The following is an 18,670-nucleotide window of genomic DNA, read 5'->3' on the forward strand; positions in this document are numbered from 1 at the left end:
AACGGAGAGCTTTAGCCGGACGCCGTGTTCGTCATGCGCTGCTCCGTCCTTGGGTCGCGCGCGATGCGTCCTTCGAGCCAAGCTTCCGTTCGAGCGAGATCACGCAACGCCTTCGCGTAGCGCCGGGCCGCGCTTCGCTCCGCGCCGCGCGGGAGCTTGCGCGCCTTGCGCAAGATGTCTGCGGCCGCGTTGCGATAGGCCAGCGAGCGGTACAGAAAGACTACCTTGCCCATATCCAATGTCCCGTGTTGATGGCGCTCATGTTCGCAAGCCGGGCATGAACGTCGGATGAAGCTGGCGATGAAAATTCCTTCATCCAGATGGAACCAATGACTATTGCGCGCGTTTGCGGGCCAAATCGGGACATAGTTCCATGCGCGCGAAGAAGTCGTCGGGCCTGGTCTCTCCCACCGGCCTCATCAAGCTGATGACACATGCGATGATGGGTGCAGCCCTCGGCCTCGCCTTCAGCCTCACACTCATTCTGTCCAATCCAGCCGTCGCCAATCTGCTGAGTCATGGCGGAAGCCAAGCCGCTCTTGGGTTCGCTCTCACACTGGGGACGACCTTCGCGATCGGCGCGACGCTCACGGGCATCGTGTTCATCCTGGAAGAGAACAAGCAATCTTGAAGCGCGCGTGACCCTAGGGGAAGCTTTGTCGGGAACTCCTGCGAGGAACGGCAGTTGGCCGCCTGCGTCAATTTAACTCAGGGAGTTCCTCCATATGAAAACAGTCAAGCTCGCCTTCGCCGCAATGTTGGCAACCGGCCTCGCTGCCGCGCCGTTCGCCGCGCAGGCGAAGTCGCACAAGGCCAAACATGGATCCTCAATGTCATCGTCGCAGACCACGGGCGCGAACACCAAGTCCTCCAAGGGTGCCGATCCCTCCGGTCAAGGCGGCTCTGGCCCCGGCTCCGACCAGGGCGGCACGATGACGAACAAGGGTGGCATGAGCAACACCAAGTGAGCTCTGCGCGGTAACGTGAGAGTCCCGCGTTCAGCGCGGGGCCTTCACCAAAGCACGATGACGATTCATCCAGTCCCTCGCGCCATAAAGCGCAATGAGATTGGATGAACCGTCATTGCGCTTCAGATTGTTGTTTGAGCATCATCTTCTCGGAAAACCGCTACTACTTTAGCGCCACAGGTCGGCGCGCTGACCAGCGTATCGCCGCCGGCCCGCTTCACCTCTTCCAGGCATAGCGATCGCCGCATAAAGCCTCGCGCAACATCGCGGTCACGCGCCGGCGCGTCATCACGTCGGACGAAGGAACGTTGCCGCAGATTTCGTCCGGCACGGCCCGCACAGCGCGGCCCGTTAGGTGTCCGAGGGCATCGACAATCGGCAGCATGTCGCTTGCGCGCACGCTTAGTGACCGGCCAACACGCGCGCCGCCTTGTCGACATTCTTCACGGAGCGAAGACGCATCTGGCCGCGCACGTCAGGCAGGACGTCACCGCCCCCAGCCGCCTTCCATTCATCGATCAGCAGGTTGATTTTCCGGCGCAGATCGATCTGCGCCAGAGTTCGTTCGGTGCAGTCGCAATCGCCGTTGACGAGATCGCGCACAGACGCCTCGACCTCGGCCATTTCCAACCTCAAGGCGCTGATTTTACGCCGAATTTCGTTAATTCTGTTGTCCATGGCTTGTTAGAACAAAATAAGAACATATAGTCAAATCATGTTTTCAAACCGGAGGAGCTACATGCAGGTTCAGGCCAAATACGACGCCAGGGTTTTTCTTAGTGAGCAGATGACACGGGCGCAGGGACTGAGATTGAAGCGGCTGAGCGAAGAAGCGTATCAGCCGACACAATATGCGCGGGATCTCTCCTTCGCCGAGGCTGCGCGGCGCATCCAGGTGCTGGAGGCGGAGATCGAACTGGCGAATTCGTTCTAAGGCTGGCTTCACCGCCGGGAACATTGCAGGCGTGCTGTTCGGAACCATGCCGGTGTCCGACGGTTCTTCCTCGGCCAAGGGAGAAAAGGCATGGCACGTAAGGCAAAGAAGCGCCGCTACTCGCGCAGCTCCGGCAGCGATGTCGAAAGCGAGATGCGGCGTTACAAGAAAGGTACCGCGAAGAGCGGACGTGGCGGTCGCGGCGGACGCGTGAAGAGCCGCAAGCAAGCGATTGCGATCGGACTGTCGAAGGCACGCAAGAAGGGCAAGAAAGTCCCGAAGAAGGCCTCCAAGCGGAAGACGTCCAAGAAGAAGACGTCCAAGAAATCTGCCAAGAAATCTTCCAAGAAATCTTCCAAGAAATCTTCCCGGGCATCGTCAAAGCGCAAATCCACCAAGCGGTCGCGCTGACCTCGGTCAGATCATGCTGCCCGGCATGAAGCAGCGGATCGAAATCCCGAACGCAGTCTTCACCGGCCACACCATGGTGCGGCCGGCGCGGTTCGGCTCGGTGATGACGGCTTCATCCGGCACCTCGACCCATTGCCCGTCCAGCCGAACACGGTAATGCCCGTTGTGCGATTCCCAATCGGGATCGGAGACGGCAAAGCCGTCCGCATCCGAGCAGCACGGACCGAGGTGGCTGCGCAGGCTGTCGAACCATGGCTTCAGGGGCGAGTTCGCATAGCGGCCATCGTCGCGCCCGAGCGCGTTTCCTGCCGGCAGGATGAACCACGCGACGAGCAGCGTACTTATCAGCGAGAGCTTCAATCGATCCATGTCGGCACCGATCAAATGCGAACCACCGGCCAGTTCCACAAAGCGGTCGGGGGGTTCGAAGTTCCACGCTCGCAAACCCGATTCACGGCTTCATTGCCGCCGAGCAGATGCGCGGCCAGAAAGTCTGATGGCCGAACACGGCTTTTTCGGACGAACCGGGTCACCCACCCTGCCGTTAACGAGAATGTTATCGGTGGCCCGTGGGGGGTCTTGGATACGAATGCGAAAGGCGGCCGGAAGGCCGCCTTTTTGGATTGAAGCGATCCAAGCTCGCCTTACGCCAGTGGCACCGCGACGAATCGGGTGGCATCCGCGCTTCTGACCTGCAACAGCACGCTGCGCTTGCCGGACGATTTGGCCTGCGCCAGCTCCGAACGGACTTCGGCGACATTGCTGACAGCCTTGCCACCGACATTGAGGATGACGTCTCCGGTCTGGATGCCGCGCTGCGCCGCCGGTCCTTCCGGATCAACCTCCGTGACGACGACACCCTCCCGGCCGGCGCCCTGCACATCGCCGGCGGGAGCCAGACCAAGCCCAAGGCGCGGCGTGCCGGCGCCCGGCGGCACCTTGCCGTCATAGGCCTTGCCCTGCGCCTGCCGTTCGTTCGGCAGCTCGCCGAGCGCCAGCGTCACAGTCTTGCTTTCGCCCTTGTGGAAGACGTCGAGCTTGACTGAGCTGCCGGGCGCCAGGGTGGCGATGGTGCGGGCGAGATCGCGGGAATCCTTGACCGCCGTGCCGTTGACCGCGGTGATAACGTCGCCCGCCTCAATGCCGGCCTTCGCCGCCGGGCTGTCGGGTTGCGGATTGTCGACGATCGCCCCGCGCGCCTCCTTGAGGCCAAGGCTGTCGGCAATATCCGGCGTCACCGGCTGCACCTGCACGCCGAGCCAGCCGCGGGTGACTGCGCCCTTGTCCTTCAATTGCGCCACCACGAGCTTTGCGGTCGTGGCCGGAATATCGAAGCCGATACCGACCGAGCCGCCTGAGGGCGAGAAGATCGCGGTGTTCACGCCGATCACGTTGCCGCTCATATCGAAAGCCGGACCACCCGAATTGCCCTTGTTGATCGGCGCGTCGATCTGGATGAAGTCGTCATAGGGACCATTGCCGATGTCGCGGCCGCTGGCCGAGACGATACCCGCGGTGACGGTGCCGCCGAGGCCGAATGGATTGCCGACCGCAACGACCCAATCGCCGATGCGCGGCTTCTGGTCGGAGAATTTGACGAACGGAAAATCTTTCTTGCCCTCGACCTTGATCAGCGCGAGATCGGTCTTCGGATCTGTGCCGACGACCTTCGCGGTATAGGTCGTGCCGTCGTCCATGGTCACCTGCACGGACTCGGCGTGATCGACGACATGGTTGTTAGTTACGGCATAACCGTCGGCGGAGATGAAGAAGCCGGAGCCTTCGCCCGTGATCATTTGGCGGCGCTGACGCGGCATGCCGTTCATGCCACCCGGAAAGCGGAAACCGAACTGCCGCGAGAACTGGTCGAGCGGCGAGTCTTCGTCCGAATCCATCCGGTTCTGTTGCAGCATCGCGCTCTTGTCGTTGCTCTGGTCAATTCTGACCCGCACCGAGATGACGGCGGGTTTGACCTTGGCCACGAGATCGCCGAAGCCCGGCGGGGTCGCAGCCGTTTCGGCGGCCTGCGCCGGCGCGGCGAAGGAGGTTATCCCGAACGGCAAAGCGCCGGGAGCAGCCGCCAGCACGGCCGCGCCAAGCGCGGCCACGGTGCCGAGCAGCGCGAGCCTGCGCGTTCTCAGGATCTTGCGGGAGGTGGTGATGTCGGAATTGACGCGATCGTTCATGTCGAGATGTCCATGTTGAGCAGCTGTCGCCTTGCGCCCAACATGGTCGTTGCCACCTTACGGCGTCCCGTCCACGCGATTAAATCTTGGCAAAGATTTGGGGACCGGCCAGCGCGGCGAGACGATCAACGAAGACGATGCGGTCTGCGCGAAGCTTCAGCGCCCGATCTGGCAAGACATGTCGGCCGGGCTCTCGATCCGCACGGTCGGCCTGTCGGTCGCCCGCGCCGACATTGAGCCGAGCCGGCCCGCCACCGTCACGCCGCGGCAGGTGACTTCCAGGCCACGGCTTCCGGGGCGTCCTCGCCGCCTTGTGCATTGCACGCGTCGAAATGCGCCTTGAGCTCGACTTCCGCGAGATATTCGAAATGTTCGGCTTGGCCGAGAAGCTCCCAGTTCTGGAGCGGCCTATAGGCTGCCTGCTGACGACAGAGGGACGCGAGCGCCCGGTAGCGACGTACGTTCTCCATGAGACCCTCCCTCGCATTCCCAGGGCTTATTGCCCCGATTTGCGTCAGGCCGATGGCGGTCATGCAAAAGTTTTGCTGCGCCCGCCGCGCGCCAGCCTCGGTTAGTTCTAGCAAATGCGGAGGGGAGCCAAAGTTCCAGTCGGCGCGGATTCGCACGCTGAATTCTCGCCGCCCGCCAAGGCAGGCGTAGAGGCGGCGATCGATGACGTAGTCTACCGGACAGGGCCTCCATCGCTTACGCGCATCCGCTGCGCAGACCTGTCTTGCGGCTTTGGAAGCAAGCTGGCGTCGGCGGCGGCGCGAATGGCCGCAATATTGGCCGCGTATTCCGCGGCGCCTTTGCCGCGAAACACCGCGGAACCCGCCACGAGCGTATCGGCGCCCGCGGCAGCCACGGCAGCAGCATTGTCGCGCGTGATACCGCCGTCGACCTCGAGCCGGATCGGCCGGTTGCCAATCATGGTCTTGATCCGTGCGATCTTCGCCAACTGGGAGTCGAGGAAGGACTGGCCGCCGAAGCCGGGATTGACCGTCATCACCAGCACGAGGTCGAGATGATCGAGCACATATTCGATGACACTCTCCGCCGTCGCCGGACACAGACTCACGCCGGCTTTCCTGCCGAGCGCGCGGATCGCCTGAAGCGAACGATCCAGATGCGGGCCGGCTTCTGCGTGCACCGTAATGACGTCCGCACCGGCCTTCGCGAACGCCTCGAGATAAGGATCAACAGGCGCGATCATGAGATGCACGTCGAAGACCTTCTTCGTCAGCGGCCGGATCGCCTTGATGACGTCGGGGCCAAAGCTGATGTTGGGCACGAAGTGTCCGTCCATAACGTCGCAATGGATCCAGTCGGCCCCGGCCGCATCGATCGCCGCGATCTCCTCGCCGAGACGCGCGAAATCCGCCGCCAGAATTGAAGGAGCAATGATCACCTCTCTCGTCATGACCTTGCACTCCGCGCGTCGGCGCCGCCGCTGAAGACGCGGCTCGCCAGGACGTCGATGGGATCGATGGTTTCGAGGTCGGCGATGTCGAGCATGCGGTCGAGATCGGACACCAGACGATCGGCCTGCCGCAGGCGGATACGGTCAACGGCGTTGCGGATCGACCGCGCGTTGGAGAAGAACGGCTGGGTCCGGCGCAGCGCGATGTATTTTTCGAACGCCTCGCGCGCGGCCGCCGAGAAGCGATAACCGCGTTCCTTCAGCATCAGCTCGGCGATGACGAGCAGCTCGGCTTCAGCATAGTCTGGAAATTCGATATGGTGCGCGATGCGCGAGCGGAAGCCGGGATTGGAGGCGAAGAAGCTCGTCATCCGCTCGCCATAGCCGGCGAGGATCACGACCAGGTCTTCGCGCTGGTTCTCCATCACCTGGAGCAGGATCTCGATCGCCTCCTGGCCGTAGTCGCGCTCGTTGTCGGGCCGGTGCAGATAATAGGCCTCGTCGATGAACAGCACGCCGCCCATCGCCTTCTTCAATATTTCCTTGGTCTTCGGAGCGGTGTGGCCGATATACTGGCCGACGAGATCGTCGCGCGTGACCGAGATCACCTGCCCGCGCCGCACGAAGCCGAGGCCATGCAGGATCTTGGCCATGCGCAGCGCTACCGTGGTCTTGCCGGTGCCGGGATTGCCTGTAAACGACATGTGCAGCGTCGGCGGCGCGGAGGCCAATCCCGCCCGCTGCCTGATACGTTCGATCAACAGCAGCGAGGCGATCTGGCGCACGCGGTTCTTCACAGGCTTCAATCCGACCAGCTCCTGCTCGAGCTGTTGCAGCGTGTCGGTGATCCCGGCCGCTTCAGCTTCCTTCCGGAGATCGAAGTTGGTCTCGCTCTGTCCGGTTGTTGCGTGGGGAATATCCAGCATCGGCACCTCGAAGAAAAGAGCTTCGCCGCAAGGAAGCGGCGAAGCAGTGGTCCGCCAAGGAAACGGAGCAGGGAGTGCTCCGCGCGGAGAGGAATTGCTTACACGGACGCCTGAGCGGCCGGCTTTCGTACCGTGGTGTAGCGGATCGCGCGGCCGCCGACCTCGTGCCGCACCAGCTCGAACTCCGCCTCCTGCGGTGGCCGGTTAACGAGGAAGGAGATGCGTACCGATTCCCAGCCATGGCTGGAATCGAAACCGCTGATGCGGATGTAGCGGTCGCCGTACACCCTGCGGCACTCGGCGAGCTCCATCATCACGCCCGCGGCGTCCTGGAGATCGAACATCGGCAGGCCCCACATCTCCCAATAGGTGTTGCGGGGATGCGGATCGTCGGTGAACTCGATGTTCACCGCCCAGCCATTGGCGAGGCAGTACTGCACCTGGCTGTAGATCTGGTCGTCGGTCAGATCGGGCAGGTATGAGAAGCAGCCCTGGGTCAGTTTCATGTGAATCTCCTCAAACGGTTTCCAGCGCCGTCGGCACGAAGTCCGGCGTGTCGGTGGATTGATAGTTGAAGGTGACGTCCTTCCAGACTTCGAGCGCGGCCTTCAGTGGCGTGCAGGTCTCGGCCGCCTTGGCGAGGATCTCCGGCCCTTCGTGGATATAGTCGCGGCCCTCGTTGCGGGCGAGGATCATCGCTTCCAGCGCCACGCGATTGGCGGTCGCGCCGGCTGCAATGCCCATGGGATGGCCGATGGTGCCGCCGCCGAATTGCAGCACGACGTCCTCGCCCAAGAGGTCGAGCAACTGGTGCATCTGCCCGGCATGGATGCCGCCGGAGGCCACCGGCATCATCTTGTTCAGGCTCGCCCAGGATTGGTCGAAGAACAGCCCGTGCTCGAGCTTGGTTGGATTGAAGTCCTCGCGGCAGACGTCGTAGTAGCCGCGCGTTGTGTGGGGGTCGCCTTCGAGCTTGCCAACCACCGTACCGGCATGAATGTGGTCGACGCCGGCAAGCCGCATCCATTTGGCGATGACGCGGAACGACACGCCGTGGCTCTTCTGCCGCGTATAGGTCGAGTGGCCGGCGCGATGCAGATGCAGGATCATGTCGTTGCGCCGCGCCCACTTGGCCATCGACTGAATCGCGGTGTAGCCGATCACGAGGTCGATCATGACGATGCACGACCCGAGCTCTTTGGCGAACTCGGCGCGCTCGTACATGTCCTCCATCGTGCCTGCGGTGACGTTCAGGTAGGTGCCCTTGACCTCGCCGGAGGCCGCCTGCGCACGGTTCACCGCCTCCATGCAGTAGAGGAAACGGTCGCGCCAGTGCATGAAAGGCTGCGAGTTGATGTTCTCGTCGTCCTTGGTGAAGTCGAGCCCGCCCTTCAGCGCCTCGTAGACCACGCGGCCGTAATTGCGGCCCGAAAGCCCGAGCTTCGGCTTCACGGTCGCGCCCAGCAGCGGCCGGCCGAACTTGTCGAGCCGCTCGCGCTCGACCACGATGCCGGTCGCCGGTCCCTGGAACGTCTTCACATAAGCGACCGGGAAGCGCATGTCCTCCAGCCGCAGCGCCTTCAGCGGCTTGAAGCCGAACACGTTGCCGATGATCGAGGCCGAGAGGTTGGCGATCGAGCCCGGCTCGAACAGATCGAGGTCATAGGCGATGTAGGCGAAGTAGGAGCCGGGCGAGCCCGGGACCGGATCGACGCGATAGCATTTCGCGCGATATTTCTCCGCGGCTGTCAACCGATCGGTCCACACCACGGTCCAGGTCGCGGTCGAGGATTCACCGGCGACCGCAGCCGACGCCTCGATCGGGTCGACGCCCTCCTGCGGCGTCACGCGAAACAGCGCGATGACGTCGGTGTCCTTTGGCGTGTAGTCGGGCTCCCAATAGCCCATGCGCTTATATTCCATCACGCCCGAGCGATATCTTTCCTTGCCGCGGACGGTTCCTGCGTGTGCATTCATGACTCTCTCCTGCTCTTCTCTCTCTGAACGACTAGGCTGCGACCGGTTCACGGGCGTCGATGCGCGGATCAAGTTCGCCGGCGCGATAGCGCCGCGCCATCTCGCTCATCGGAACCACCTTGATCTTGCTCGCGTGGCCAGCCGTGCCGAACTGCTCGAAGCGCTCGCGGCAAAGCTCGCGCATCGCATCCATCGCCGGCTTGAGAAACTTTCGTGGGTCGAATTCGGAGCGCGCCTGCGCGGCGACCTTGCGGAACACCGCGGTCATTGCGAGACGGCAGTCGGTATCGATATTGACCTTGCGCACGCCGCTTCCGATGCCGCGTACGATCTCCTCGACCGGCACGCCCCAGGTCTGCGGCATCTCGCCGCCGAACTGATTGAACATGTCCTGCAGCGGCTGCGGCACCGACGATGAGCCGTGCATGACGAGATGCGTGTTCGGCAACCGGCGATGGATCTCCTCGACTACCCGCATCGCCAGGATGTCACCATCTGGCTTGCGGCTGAACTTGTAGGCGCCGTGCGAGGTGCCCATCGCGATCGCCAGGGCATCGACCTTCGTCGCGCGGACAAAGTCGACGGCTTGGTCCGGATCGGTCAGCAACTGGTCGTGGCCGACCTTGCCCTCGACGCCGTGGCCGTCCTCCTGCTCGCCGCCGCCATGCTCGAGCGAGCCGAGCACGCCGAGCTCACCTTCGACGGAGGCGCCGACCCAGTGGGCGAGATCGACGACGCGGCGGGTGATCGCGACGTTGTATTCGTACTCGGCCGCAGTCTTTGCGTCGGCTTTCAGCGAGCCGTCCATCATCACCGAAGTGAAGCCGTGGGCGATCGCGGAGGCGCAGGTCGCTTCGTCATTGCCGTGGTCCTGGTGCATGCAGAGCGGGATGTCCGGATAGGTCCGCTCCAGCGCGTCGATCATGTGCGAGAGCATGAAATCGCCGGCATAGCTGCGCGCACCGCGCGAGGCCTGGATGATGACCGGTGCGTCGACCTCTGCCGCCGCCTGCATGATCGCGATGCCCTGCTCCATGTTGTTGATGTTGAACGCCGGCACCGCGTAGCCGTGGCTGGCGGCGTGATCGAGCAGTTGTCGAAGGGTGATACGAGCCACGATTAATCCTCCTTATTGTCGCTTGCGAGCGATCGCCCGTCGGGCGGCTTCCGCAATGCTTTGCGGTGTGATGCCGAACTCGCTGTACAGTACGGGCGCCGGCGCCGAGGCGCCGAAGCCGCGCATGCCGACGAACTCGCCCTCGGTGCCGATCCAGCGCGGCCAGTCGCCCGCTACGGCCGCCTCGATCCCGACGCGCGGCGCAGTGCCGAGCACGGTGGCTCGGTAATCGTCCGGTTGTTGCTCGAACAGCGCGAAGCAGGGTGCGGACACGACGGCGGCACGGATGTGCTCGGTCGCGAGCAGGCGCGCCGCCTCCAGCGCGATCGACACTTCCGAGCCGGTTGCGATCAACGTCACATCGCGGCCGCCGTCAGGCGAGACGACGAGATAGGCGCCGCGCGCGACGCGGTTTCTGCCGCGAGCATCGCTGCGGAAGGTCGGCAAGGCCTGACGCGACAGGCACAACACGGACGGACGGCTCTCGGAATTGAGTGCGCAGTCCCAGGCCTCCAGCGTCTCCACCGCGTCGGCGGGACGGAACACCAGAAGGTTCGGAATCACCCGCAGCGCGGCGAGATGCTCGACCGGCTGGTGCGTCGGGCCGTCCTCGCCGAGGCCGATGGAGTCGTGGGTCATCACATGGATGACGCGCAGCCGCATCATGGCCGCAAGACGAATCGCCGGCCGGCTGTAGTCGGAGAAGGCGAGGAAGGTACCGCCATAGGGGATGAAGCCGCCATGCAGCGCGAGGCCATTCATCGCGGCGGCCATGCCGTGCTCGCGAATGCCGTAATGGATGTAATCGCCGGCGAACGTCCCACGCGTGACGGGAGCCTGCACCTTGGCGTGCGTCAGGTTCGAATGCGTCAGGTCGGCCGAGCCGCCGACGAAACCGGGAATCGTCCCGGCGACACCGTCGAGCACCTGTTGCGAGGCCTGTCGCGTCGCGATCTTCGGGCGCTCGCTGGCGAAGCGCTCGCGCAACTTCGCCGCCGCCAGCGCATAGGCGCCCGGCAAGGCGACGGCCTTGCCCTCGATGAACAGGTCGCGCTGCTCTGGCGTCGCACGTTCATAACGATCGAGCCAGGCGAGACGATCCACCTGCCCGCGCTGTCCGATCATCCGCCACGCCTTCAGGATCGGAAGTGGCACCACGAAGGGCTGATAATCCCAGCCCAGCATCCGGCGCGCAGCGGCCGTCTGCTCGGCTCCGAGCGGCGCACCATGCGCCTTCTCAGTGCCCTGGCGGTCCGGCGCGCCATAGCCGATGATGGTGCGGCAGGCGATCAGCGATGGTTTTGTCGTCTCACGCTCTTGCGCAATCGCCTGCGCAACGGCCTCGGGATCGTGGCCGTCAACGCGGCGCACCGACCAGCCGGAGGCGGCGAAGCGCGCAAGCTGGTCGTCGGAGATTGCCAGCGAGGTCGGCCCGTCGATGGAGATTCCGTTGTCGTCAAACAGCACGATCAGGCGGCCGAGCTGGAGATGGCCGGCCAGCGAAATCGCCTCCTGGCTGATACCCTCCATCAGGCAGCCGTCGCCGGCGATCACATAGGTGAAGTGATCGACGAGGCCATCGCCATGCCGCGCATTGGCCATGCGCTCGGCGAGCGCCATGCCGACAGCCGTCGCGATCCCCTGCCCGAGCGGTCCAGTCGTGGTCTCGACCCCCGGCGTGTGGCCGTATTCGGGGTGACCCGGTGTCTTCGAGCCCCATTGCCGGAACGCCTTGATGTCATCGAGGCTGACATCACCGCCGGTCAAATGCAGCAGCGCGTAGAGCAGCATCGAGCCGTGCCCGGCCGACAGCACGAAGCGGTCGCGGTCGGGCCAGTTCGGGTGCGCCGAGTCGAATTTGAGAAAGCGTGAGAACAGCACGGTCGCGACGTCGGCCATACCCATGGGCAGGCCGGGATGGCCGGACTGCGCGGTCTCGATGGCGTCGACCGCGAGGAAGCGGACGGCGTTGGCGAGATCGTTGTGCGTGACTGCCGTAAGGTCGGCTTCGGCATGAACCGAGACGTTCATCGGGCCCTCCCGTTATCGTCGTTGCTTCACTTCAGGTTTCGCTTGCGTTCGATCAGCTGCATGATCAGCGGCGTCAGGATCAGCTGCATCGCGAGATCGAGCTTCGCGCCGGGGCAGACGATCGAATTCGCGCGCGACATCCAGCTTTGCGGCAACATCGACAGCAGGTAGGGGAAGTCGATGCCCCGCGGATTCTTGAAGCGGATCACGACCATCGATTCGTCTGGCGTCGGGATCCAGCGCGCGATGAACGGATTAGAGGTGTCCACCGTCGGCACGCGCTGGAAGTTGATGTCGGTCTCGGTGAATTGCGGGCAGATGTAATGGATGTAATCGGGCATCCGCCGCAGGATGGTGTCGGTGACGGCCTCGGTCGAATAGCCGCGCGCGCTGCGATCGCGGTGCAGCTTCTGGATCCATTCGAGATTGATCACGGGCACGACGCCGATCTTGAGGTCGGCATAGCGCGCGACATTCACCTTGTCAGTAACGACGGCGCCGTGCAGGCCCTCGTAGAACAGCAGGTCCGAATTCTCGGGTAGCCGCTCCCAATCGGTGAAGGTGCCGGGAGGCGCGCCGTGCAACGCGGATTCCTCGGCATCGTGGACATAGTGACGCGTCACCGCCGTGCCGGTCTCGCCATAGTCGCGGAACGCGCGCTCCAGCTCCTCGAACAGGTTGGTCTCGGGGCTGAAATGGCTGAAATGCTTGTTGCCGCGCTCGGCCTCGTTCGCCATCTGCGCGCGCATCTCGGCGCGGTCGTAACGATGGAACGCGTCGCCCTCGATGTAGACGGCGTTGACCTTCTCGCGGAAGAATATCTGCTCGAAGGTCTTCTTGACCGAGGTGGTGCCGGCGCCGGAGGAGCCGGTGATGGAGATAATGGGATGCTTCCTGGACATGGGACGCCTCGCTCAGAGCCGGAAGAATCCGCGCCGCGCGAACAGCGGCGCGGAGACGCTGGCGACCAGCAGCGGATCGCAATGCAATTCCTCGACCCGCCGCACCTCGTTGCTCGAGCCCATCATCAGCGGCACGCGCTGGTGCAGGCTTTGCGCAGACAGCTCGAGGATGCGCTCGCGCCCGGTCGAGGCCGAGCCGCCGGCCTGCTCGATGATCATGGCCATCGGATGCGCTTCGTAGGTCAGGCGCAGGCGGCCGTCGCCATAGCCGGGGCGGGCGTCCGAGGGATAGAGGAACACACCGCCGCGGGTGAGGATGCGATAGGCTTCCGCGACCAGCGAGCCGATCCAGCGCATGTTGAAATCGTGGTTGGCGGGGCCTTCGACACCGGCGAGGCATTCGTCAATGAAAGCGCGCACTGGCGGATCCCAGTGCCGGCGATTGGACGCGTTGATCGCGAACTCGTCGCAAGCCTCGGAGATCTGCACGCCGCTGCGCGCGAGGCGGAAGCAGCCGGACTTGCGGTCGAGGGTGAAGATGTCGACGCCGTCGCCGAGCGTCAGCACCAGCGAGGTCTGTGGACCGTAGGTGACGAAGCCCGCCGCAAGCTGGGCCGAGCCGCGCTGATGGAAGGCGAGTGAGAGATCAACGGGTGCCGGCAGGATCGAGAAGATCGTGCCGACGGTCATGTTGATGTCGATGTTGGAGGAGCCGTCGAGCGGATCGATCGCGACGCAGATGCGGCCGTCACGGTCGACAATCTGGGCCTCGCGCATCTCCTCCGACGCCAGGGCAGCAAGCGGCAGCCTGCTAAGGCAGCGGCGCAGGATCGCATCGGCCTGAACGTCGAGATCGCGCTGGAGGTCGCCGTCGCTGTTGCGGCCCGTGGTCAGGCCCGAGGCGTCGGCGAGATCGCCGGAGGCGATGACATCGGCGATCTGGATCGCCGCTGCCGCGATGGCGTCGACTGCGGCCGCCACGGCGAGCGCATGCGGCGCGGTCTCAGAGTACCGCTGAAGGTGGTCGTCCAACCTGAGTTGCCCGGTCATCTGCGTCCATCCCATTGCTGGCGCCGCATCTATTTCCCTCCCCGTGGAGGTCGGTGCGGTCAGTCCCAGCACGATGAGATTGACAGGGACGGCTTAATAAGGAAAATTTCTATTCATAATGAGCTCCAAAGAATTTTCTTATAATGGCCCCGGCCACGGGGCGACCCAGCTCCGGCATCTGACGATCCGGCAGCTGCGCTCGCTTGCGGCGCTTTCGGCCAAGGGCAGCGTGACGGCGGCGTCCGGCCATCTCGGGCTGACGCAGCCCGCCGTGACCCAGCAGCTTCGGCAGCTTCAGGACCTCGCCGGCCTGCCGCTGGTGCAGCGGACCGGTGACGGCATGCTGCTGACGGAGGCCGGCAAGGAGGTGCTGGCGCTGGCCGAACGGGTCGAGGCCGCGATCATGGACTGCCAGGGCGCGCTCGACCTGCTGGCGGGGCGGACCGGCGGCACGGTGCAGCTCGGTGCGGTCTCGACCGCAAAGTACTTCGTGCCGCACGCGATCGCGGCGTTCTCCAAGCGCTATCCCAAGATCGAGATCAAGCTCACCATCGGCAATCGCGAGGAGATCCGCGAGGCCATGCACGGCTACGACCTCGATTTCGCCGTGATGGGTCGGCCACCCGCGGACGTCACTGTCGACGTCCGTCAGCTCGGGCGCAATCCGCACATCATCGTGGCGCGCAAGGGGCACTGGCTGGAGAAGGATTCGGGCCTTAACCTGACCGATCTCGTGCACGAGACCTTCCTCACCCGCGAACGGGGCTCGGGCACGCGGACGCTGATGGAAGGCATGTTCCAGAAGTCGGATCTCGAGCCGATCATCGGCATGGAGATGAGCAGCAACGAGACCATCAAACAGGCGGTGATCGCCGGGCTCGGCATCGCCTTCATCTCGGCGCACACCGTGGCGCATGAGCTCGCCGAGGGCCGGCTGATCGTGCTCGATGTCGCCGGCCTGCCGATCGTGCGGCAATGGTACGTGATCCGCCGCAGCGACAAGGTGCTGCTGCCGCCGGCGCAGGCGATGTTCGATTTTCTGGGTTCGGAGGGATCGAACTATCTGCCCGACGTGCCCGAGCTCGGCGGGCGATAAGTCGCCGAAGTTCAGCCCATCAGCTTCATCGCGATCGTCGCGGCCAGGATCACGATGATCTGGAGTAGACGCTCCGTCGTGAAGATGCGGTTGAAGGTGGTCATCGCGTGCCCCGGCCGACGTGAAGAATCTCGTTGAGCCGTTGCTAGCACAGGCGCTTGCCGAGGCAACTCCGTAATTGCACCGTGATGTCCCGTGCACGATCCGACGATCGCACCTTCGGCAAGCTGGACCGAGGCCGTGCCGATGGTTGACGATCAGGCCGCGAGCGGGGCGGCGTAGTCTGCGCGCGCCGCGAAATAGGCTTCCAGCTCCAGTAGCGCCCGCGCTTCCCAATCCCTCGCCTGCTCCAACAACGACCAGCTCTGGCCCGGGCGGAATGCAGCGGTCTGGCGGTAGAGCGATGCGATGCCGCGGTAGCGGCGCACGTTCTCCAAGATGGCGTGACCGGTTATTTGGCCATTCATGTCCGAAAACTCCCTCGTCATTCCCGCGGGAGAAATTGCGGCCAAATCTTTTTCGAAAAGTTAGCGGCGCACGGCAAGCTCGCGGATGGTTGCCGAACTGTTGCGCGCGCGCAACGCGCATGCGCGTGCACAGTCGATCTATTGCGGGTTCGTTGCCGTGCTCTCGCCCGGGCGCTTCAGCCCGCCGCGGCTGACGATCGCCATCGTCTCGCGGCAGAGATCGGCGAGGCCGATCACCAGCACGGCCAGCAGGCAGAACAGGTTGATGGAATCGGCATTCGCGCTGGTCAGCGAATTGAACTCGAAAAAGGGCGGCATGAACGCCCACCATACCAGCGGAATGGTCAGCAGTGCGGCGAGCGCCGCCGCCGGCACGCCCGCGACAAGCCCGAGCAGGAAGACGCCGGGCAGGAATGCGGCGAAATACAGTTTTGCGCCGAGCGCGACACAAATTCCCTGAAGCACCGCCGACATCGCCACGATGACAAGCCCCAGCAGAAACGCCTGCCACGACCATGGCCGTACCCGCGGTACGCCAAACAGTCCCGTACGCCTCATCAGCCTCCCCCTGCCGCCTGTTAACCAGGTCCGCTTGCGACCAAAGTACTACAGCGGCGAGCGGACCGCGAGGCGGAAATTGCGTCCTCGCGCGGTTGGTAAATGGGCCGCACCGCATAATTGCGGCCATGCCGGCGGCTACTCGCTCGCCGCATAGAGCAGGCCAGCGACGGGCAGGGCAAGGCCAATGGCCGATGCCAGGGTCCAGCCGCCCTGTGCGAAGGCGAAGGCGCCGAGCGCGGAGCCGGCAGCACCTGCGGCGAAGAACGTCGCCATGTAGAGCCCGTTGAGGCGGCTGCGGTGCTCGTGCCCGAGCGCGAAAATGGCACGGAAGCCGAGCACGACATTGCCCTGCACCCCGATATCGATGGCAATCGCGGCCACCACCAGGCAGGCGAGGTTCAGCACCGATCCGGCCGCGCCGATCTGCGTGATCAGGAATCCGGCGGCTGCGAGCAGCATCGCCACCAGCGTCGCGAGGCGACTATGGCCGCGATCGGCGAGCCGTCCTGCGATCGGGGCCGCGAACACGCCGGCAACGCCGGCGAGCGCGAACAGCGCGATGCCGCGCTGGGAGAAGCCGAACGCGCTCGCGAGCTGGAGCGGCGCCACCGTCCAGAACAGCGTAAAGCAGCCGAACAGGCTCGCCTGGTAGAGCGCGCGGCGGCGCAGCAGCGGCGTGGTGCGCACCAGCTGCGGCATCGACAGCAGCAACGCGCCATAATGCATGCGCGCGACCGGATTGCGCTGCGGCAGCGTCATCCAGAGCACGGCTGCGAGCACGATCATCAGCCCGGCCGAGCCGAAGAACACCGCGTGCCACGACAGCGCCGCCGTGACGAAGCTCGACACCGGGCGCGCCAGCATGATGCCGAGCATCAGGCCGGTCGAGACATTGCCGACGACGCGGCCGCGGATGGCCTCGGGCGCCAAATGCGCGGCATAGGGAATGATGATCTGCACCGCGACCGAGCCGAGCCCGATGAACAGCGCGGCGATCAGGAACGGCAGCGCGTGAGTGGCGAACGCCGCGGCGAGCAGGGCCGCCGCCCCAAGCGCAATGACCGAGCAGATCAGCGTGCGGTTTTCGACGAGGTCGCCGAGCGGTACGATGAAGAGAAGCCCGACACCGTAGCCGATCTGCGTCATGGTGACGATCAGCCCGCTAGCTGCATGCGACAGGCCGAGCGCAGCGCTGATCGGCGCGATCAGCGGCTGGGCGTAATAGATGTTGGCGGCGACCATGCCACAGGCCGCGGCAAGCACGAAGGTCAGGCGCTGCGACACCGCATCCGGTCCGGGCGCGGTCTCGATCGTGGCATTCATCGTCATTCGCTTAGACTCCAGGAATAGGGAATGACCATTCCCTATTATGACAAAAATTCAGGCGAGCAGCTTCATAGCGACGGCGACGAGGCGCGTCCCGTCGAGCGGCAGGCGTGCCTTGCCGGCGACGCGCATGCCTTGCGTGATGCAGATCATCAGCCGCGCGGTGTCGTCGGCATCGACGTGACGGGGAATCGACCCATCGGCCTGCCCCTGGCGAATGAGGCCGGCGATGAAGCTCTCGTTCGTTTTGAGCTGCGCATTCACGCGGGCGCCGACCACGGGATCGAGCGCGGACAGTTCGACCGCACTGCCGACGACCAGGCAGCCGCGCCGCCCCTCGGTGCCCTGGGAATGCTCGACATAGGACAAGAGCACGTTGCGGATTTGCTCGCGGCCGTTTACACCGCGCGCCGCTGCGCTGCGCGTCTGCTCCTGGCGCAGCGTGGTGTAGCGTTCGAAGGCGGCGAGAAACACGGCATGCTTGTCGCGAAACGCCTTGTAGACGCTCCCCGTAGCCAGCCGCATCGCCGCGGTGAGATCGCCGATCGAGGTGGCATGATAACCGCGCTCGCGAAACACGCGCACGGCCCTGTCGAGCGCGGTGTTCATGTCGAACTCCCGGGGACGGCCGGGAGAACGGGCGGGCTGAGATCGGCGGGCGGCCTTTTGCATGGCGGGATAATAGGGAATGATTGTTTCCGAATAAAGACACTTGGTTGTGAATGGGAGTGGATAAAGGCTGGCTGATGGAGAGCGGAAACCTCGGAGATCGCGTCCCAGATAAGCTGCAACGCCCAAGCGTTGCGGCGCAGAGCCGGGGGCCAGAAAGCGACACGGCAAAATGCGGAGAGATGGGCCGCGGCTCTGCAGCGCATCGCTAAAGGGCGCTGCGCTGCGTCCGGGGCACGAGAGGAGAGTGAGGCATGATCTCTCCACACGTCATTGCGAGCGCAGCGAAGCAATCCAGAATCCCGCCGCGGAAAGACTCTGGATTTGCTTCGCTGCGCTCGCAATGACGGAGCAAGGTGCACGGACTCATTTTCAAACGCGCACTTTACGCAGACACGCCTTCGCATTCTCGTGGCGGATTTCGCCCGAGCTTTGCTTCGTCGCTCCACCCTCTCAAGCCAAGAGGGCGCAGGGAAGGCCGGGTGCCGGCTGGCACCCACGGTCCGCTGTGCGAAAGGCACACGCAGAAGAACTGCACAGCGGCATACAGGTGAAGCCCAACACACGGCCTTCCCTGCGCAGTGGTTTGACGGCTTATGCCGCGCTCTCCCGGGAGCCGAGTTCGTTTT

General features: G+C 64.3%; 23 protein-coding genes. 5 read left to right on the forward strand and 18 right to left on the reverse strand.

Annotation, left to right across the window (positions count from 1 at the left end; genetic code table 11):
• Positions 1 to 11 precede the first annotated feature (11 nt).
• Positions 12 to 233, reverse strand: coding sequence for a hypothetical protein (locus IVA98_RS26775; RefSeq protein WP_247279142.1), 222 nt, complete (start codon positions 231 to 233; stop codon positions 12 to 14).
• Between the two features lie 140 nt (positions 234 to 373).
• Here IVA98_RS26775 and IVA98_RS26780 point away from each other — a divergent pair, with 140 nt between their 5' ends.
• Complete coding sequence (locus tag IVA98_RS26780) at positions 374 to 631, forward strand: hypothetical protein (protein ID WP_247303286.1); 258 nt, start codon at positions 374 to 376, stop codon at positions 629 to 631.
• A 94-nt stretch (positions 632 to 725) separates the two neighbouring features.
• The gene (locus IVA98_RS26785) at positions 726 to 968 is read left to right on the forward strand and encodes a hypothetical protein (protein WP_247303288.1); all 243 of its coding nucleotides are present in this window, start codon (positions 726 to 728) and stop codon (positions 966 to 968) included.
• A 217-nt stretch (positions 969 to 1,185) separates the two neighbouring features.
• On the opposite strand, the gene IVA98_RS26790 is transcribed toward IVA98_RS26785, so the two are convergent.
• A complete protein-coding gene (locus tag IVA98_RS26790; RefSeq protein WP_247303290.1) occupies positions 1,186 to 1,353 on the reverse strand; it encodes a hypothetical protein in 168 nt (55 codons plus the stop codon).
• 17 nt (positions 1,354 to 1,370) lie between these two features.
• Complete coding sequence (locus tag IVA98_RS26795; protein ID WP_247303292.1) at positions 1,371 to 1,592, reverse strand: hypothetical protein; 222 nt, start codon at positions 1,590 to 1,592, stop codon at positions 1,371 to 1,373.
• Positions 1,593 to 1,707: 115 nt separating this feature from the next.
• Between IVA98_RS26795 and IVA98_RS26800 the strand changes: the two genes are divergently transcribed.
• Both IVA98_RS26800 and IVA98_RS26805 read left to right on the forward strand, forming a co-directional pair.
• Entirely contained in the window at positions 1,708 to 1,902 is a 195-nt protein-coding gene (locus tag IVA98_RS26800) for a DUF3072 domain-containing protein (RefSeq protein WP_247303294.1), read from the forward strand.
• A 90-nt stretch (positions 1,903 to 1,992) separates the two neighbouring features.
• Complete coding sequence (locus IVA98_RS26805; protein ID WP_247303296.1) at positions 1,993 to 2,313, forward strand: DUF6496 domain-containing protein; 321 nt, start codon at positions 1,993 to 1,995, stop codon at positions 2,311 to 2,313.
• A 6-nt stretch (positions 2,314 to 2,319) separates the two neighbouring features.
• On the opposite strand, the gene IVA98_RS26810 is transcribed toward IVA98_RS26805, so the two are convergent.
• The 11 genes from IVA98_RS26810 to IVA98_RS26860 all read right to left on the reverse strand — a co-directional run bounded on the left by IVA98_RS26810 (position 2,320) and on the right by IVA98_RS26860 (position 13,922).
• A complete protein-coding gene (locus IVA98_RS26810) occupies positions 2,320 to 2,682 on the reverse strand; it encodes a hypothetical protein (RefSeq protein ID WP_247303298.1) in 363 nt (120 codons plus the stop codon).
• Between the two features lie 275 nt (positions 2,683 to 2,957).
• A complete protein-coding gene (locus IVA98_RS26815) occupies positions 2,958 to 4,499 on the reverse strand; it encodes a Do family serine endopeptidase (protein WP_247355777.1) in 1,542 nt (513 codons plus the stop codon).
• A 257-nt stretch (positions 4,500 to 4,756) separates the two neighbouring features.
• Positions 4,757 to 4,969, reverse strand: a complete 213-nt coding sequence (locus IVA98_RS26820; protein WP_247303301.1) for a hypothetical protein — start codon at positions 4,967 to 4,969, stop codon at positions 4,757 to 4,759.
• Between the two features lie 212 nt (positions 4,970 to 5,181).
• Positions 5,182 to 5,919 carry a ribulose-phosphate 3-epimerase gene (gene rpe / locus IVA98_RS26825; RefSeq protein ID WP_247303303.1) on the reverse strand — a complete coding sequence of 246 codons (738 nt, stop codon included), beginning with the start codon at positions 5,917 to 5,919 and terminating at the stop codon, positions 5,182 to 5,184.
• Positions 5,916 to 6,845 carry a CbbX protein gene (gene cbbX / locus IVA98_RS26830; protein ID WP_247303305.1) on the reverse strand — a complete coding sequence of 310 codons (930 nt, stop codon included), beginning with the start codon at positions 6,843 to 6,845 and terminating at the stop codon, positions 5,916 to 5,918. Before cbbX ends, rpe begins: the two co-directional genes overlap by 4 nt.
• 98 nt (positions 6,846 to 6,943) lie before the next feature.
• The gene (locus tag IVA98_RS26835; protein WP_247303307.1) at positions 6,944 to 7,351 is read right to left on the reverse strand and encodes a ribulose bisphosphate carboxylase small subunit; all 408 of its coding nucleotides are present in this window, start codon (positions 7,349 to 7,351) and stop codon (positions 6,944 to 6,946) included.
• A gap of 10 nt (positions 7,352 to 7,361) precedes the next feature.
• The gene (locus tag IVA98_RS26840; protein WP_247303309.1) at positions 7,362 to 8,822 is read right to left on the reverse strand and encodes a form I ribulose bisphosphate carboxylase large subunit; all 1,461 of its coding nucleotides are present in this window, start codon (positions 8,820 to 8,822) and stop codon (positions 7,362 to 7,364) included.
• Positions 8,823 to 8,853: 31 nt separating this feature from the next.
• Positions 8,854 to 9,939 carry a class II fructose-bisphosphate aldolase gene (fba, locus tag IVA98_RS26845; protein WP_247303312.1) on the reverse strand — a complete coding sequence of 362 codons (1,086 nt, stop codon included), beginning with the start codon at positions 9,937 to 9,939 and terminating at the stop codon, positions 8,854 to 8,856.
• A 12-nt stretch (positions 9,940 to 9,951) separates the two neighbouring features.
• Positions 9,952 to 11,970, reverse strand: a complete 2,019-nt coding sequence (tkt, locus tag IVA98_RS26850) for a transketolase (RefSeq protein ID WP_247333027.1) — start codon at positions 11,968 to 11,970, stop codon at positions 9,952 to 9,954.
• Between the two features lie 26 nt (positions 11,971 to 11,996).
• A complete protein-coding gene (locus IVA98_RS26855) occupies positions 11,997 to 12,872 on the reverse strand; it encodes a phosphoribulokinase (RefSeq protein ID WP_247303316.1) in 876 nt (291 codons plus the stop codon).
• A 12-nt stretch (positions 12,873 to 12,884) separates the two neighbouring features.
• Entirely contained in the window at positions 12,885 to 13,922 is a 1,038-nt protein-coding gene (locus IVA98_RS26860; RefSeq protein ID WP_247303318.1) for a class 1 fructose-bisphosphatase, read from the reverse strand.
• Between the two features lie 118 nt (positions 13,923 to 14,040).
• Between IVA98_RS26860 and IVA98_RS26865 the strand changes: the two genes are divergently transcribed.
• Positions 14,041 to 15,018: a LysR family transcriptional regulator gene (locus tag IVA98_RS26865; RefSeq protein WP_247333026.1), complete on the forward strand. Its 978-nt coding sequence runs from the start codon at positions 14,041 to 14,043 to the stop codon at positions 15,016 to 15,018.
• Positions 15,019 to 15,275: 257 nt separating this feature from the next.
• On the opposite strand, the gene IVA98_RS26870 is transcribed toward IVA98_RS26865, so the two are convergent.
• The 4 genes from IVA98_RS26870 to IVA98_RS26885 form a co-directional block, all read right to left on the reverse strand.
• Positions 15,276 to 15,485 carry a hypothetical protein gene (locus tag IVA98_RS26870; protein WP_247303322.1) on the reverse strand — a complete coding sequence of 70 codons (210 nt, stop codon included), beginning with the start codon at positions 15,483 to 15,485 and terminating at the stop codon, positions 15,276 to 15,278.
• Positions 15,486 to 15,623: 138 nt separating this feature from the next.
• A complete protein-coding gene (locus IVA98_RS26875) occupies positions 15,624 to 16,043 on the reverse strand; it encodes a DUF4118 domain-containing protein (protein ID WP_247303323.1) in 420 nt (139 codons plus the stop codon).
• 138 nt (positions 16,044 to 16,181) lie between these two features.
• Positions 16,182 to 17,375, reverse strand: coding sequence for an MFS transporter (locus tag IVA98_RS26880; RefSeq protein ID WP_247303325.1), 1,194 nt, complete (start codon positions 17,373 to 17,375; stop codon positions 16,182 to 16,184).
• Between the two features lie 51 nt (positions 17,376 to 17,426).
• Positions 17,427 to 18,044 carry a TetR/AcrR family transcriptional regulator gene (locus IVA98_RS26885; RefSeq protein WP_346657738.1) on the reverse strand — a complete coding sequence of 206 codons (618 nt, stop codon included), beginning with the start codon at positions 18,042 to 18,044 and terminating at the stop codon, positions 17,427 to 17,429.
• Between the last annotated feature and the right edge of the window lie 626 nt (positions 18,045 to 18,670).

Source organism: Bradyrhizobium sp. 160 (assembly GCF_023073735.1).
Taxonomy (GTDB): domain Bacteria; phylum Pseudomonadota; class Alphaproteobacteria; order Rhizobiales; family Xanthobacteraceae; genus Bradyrhizobium.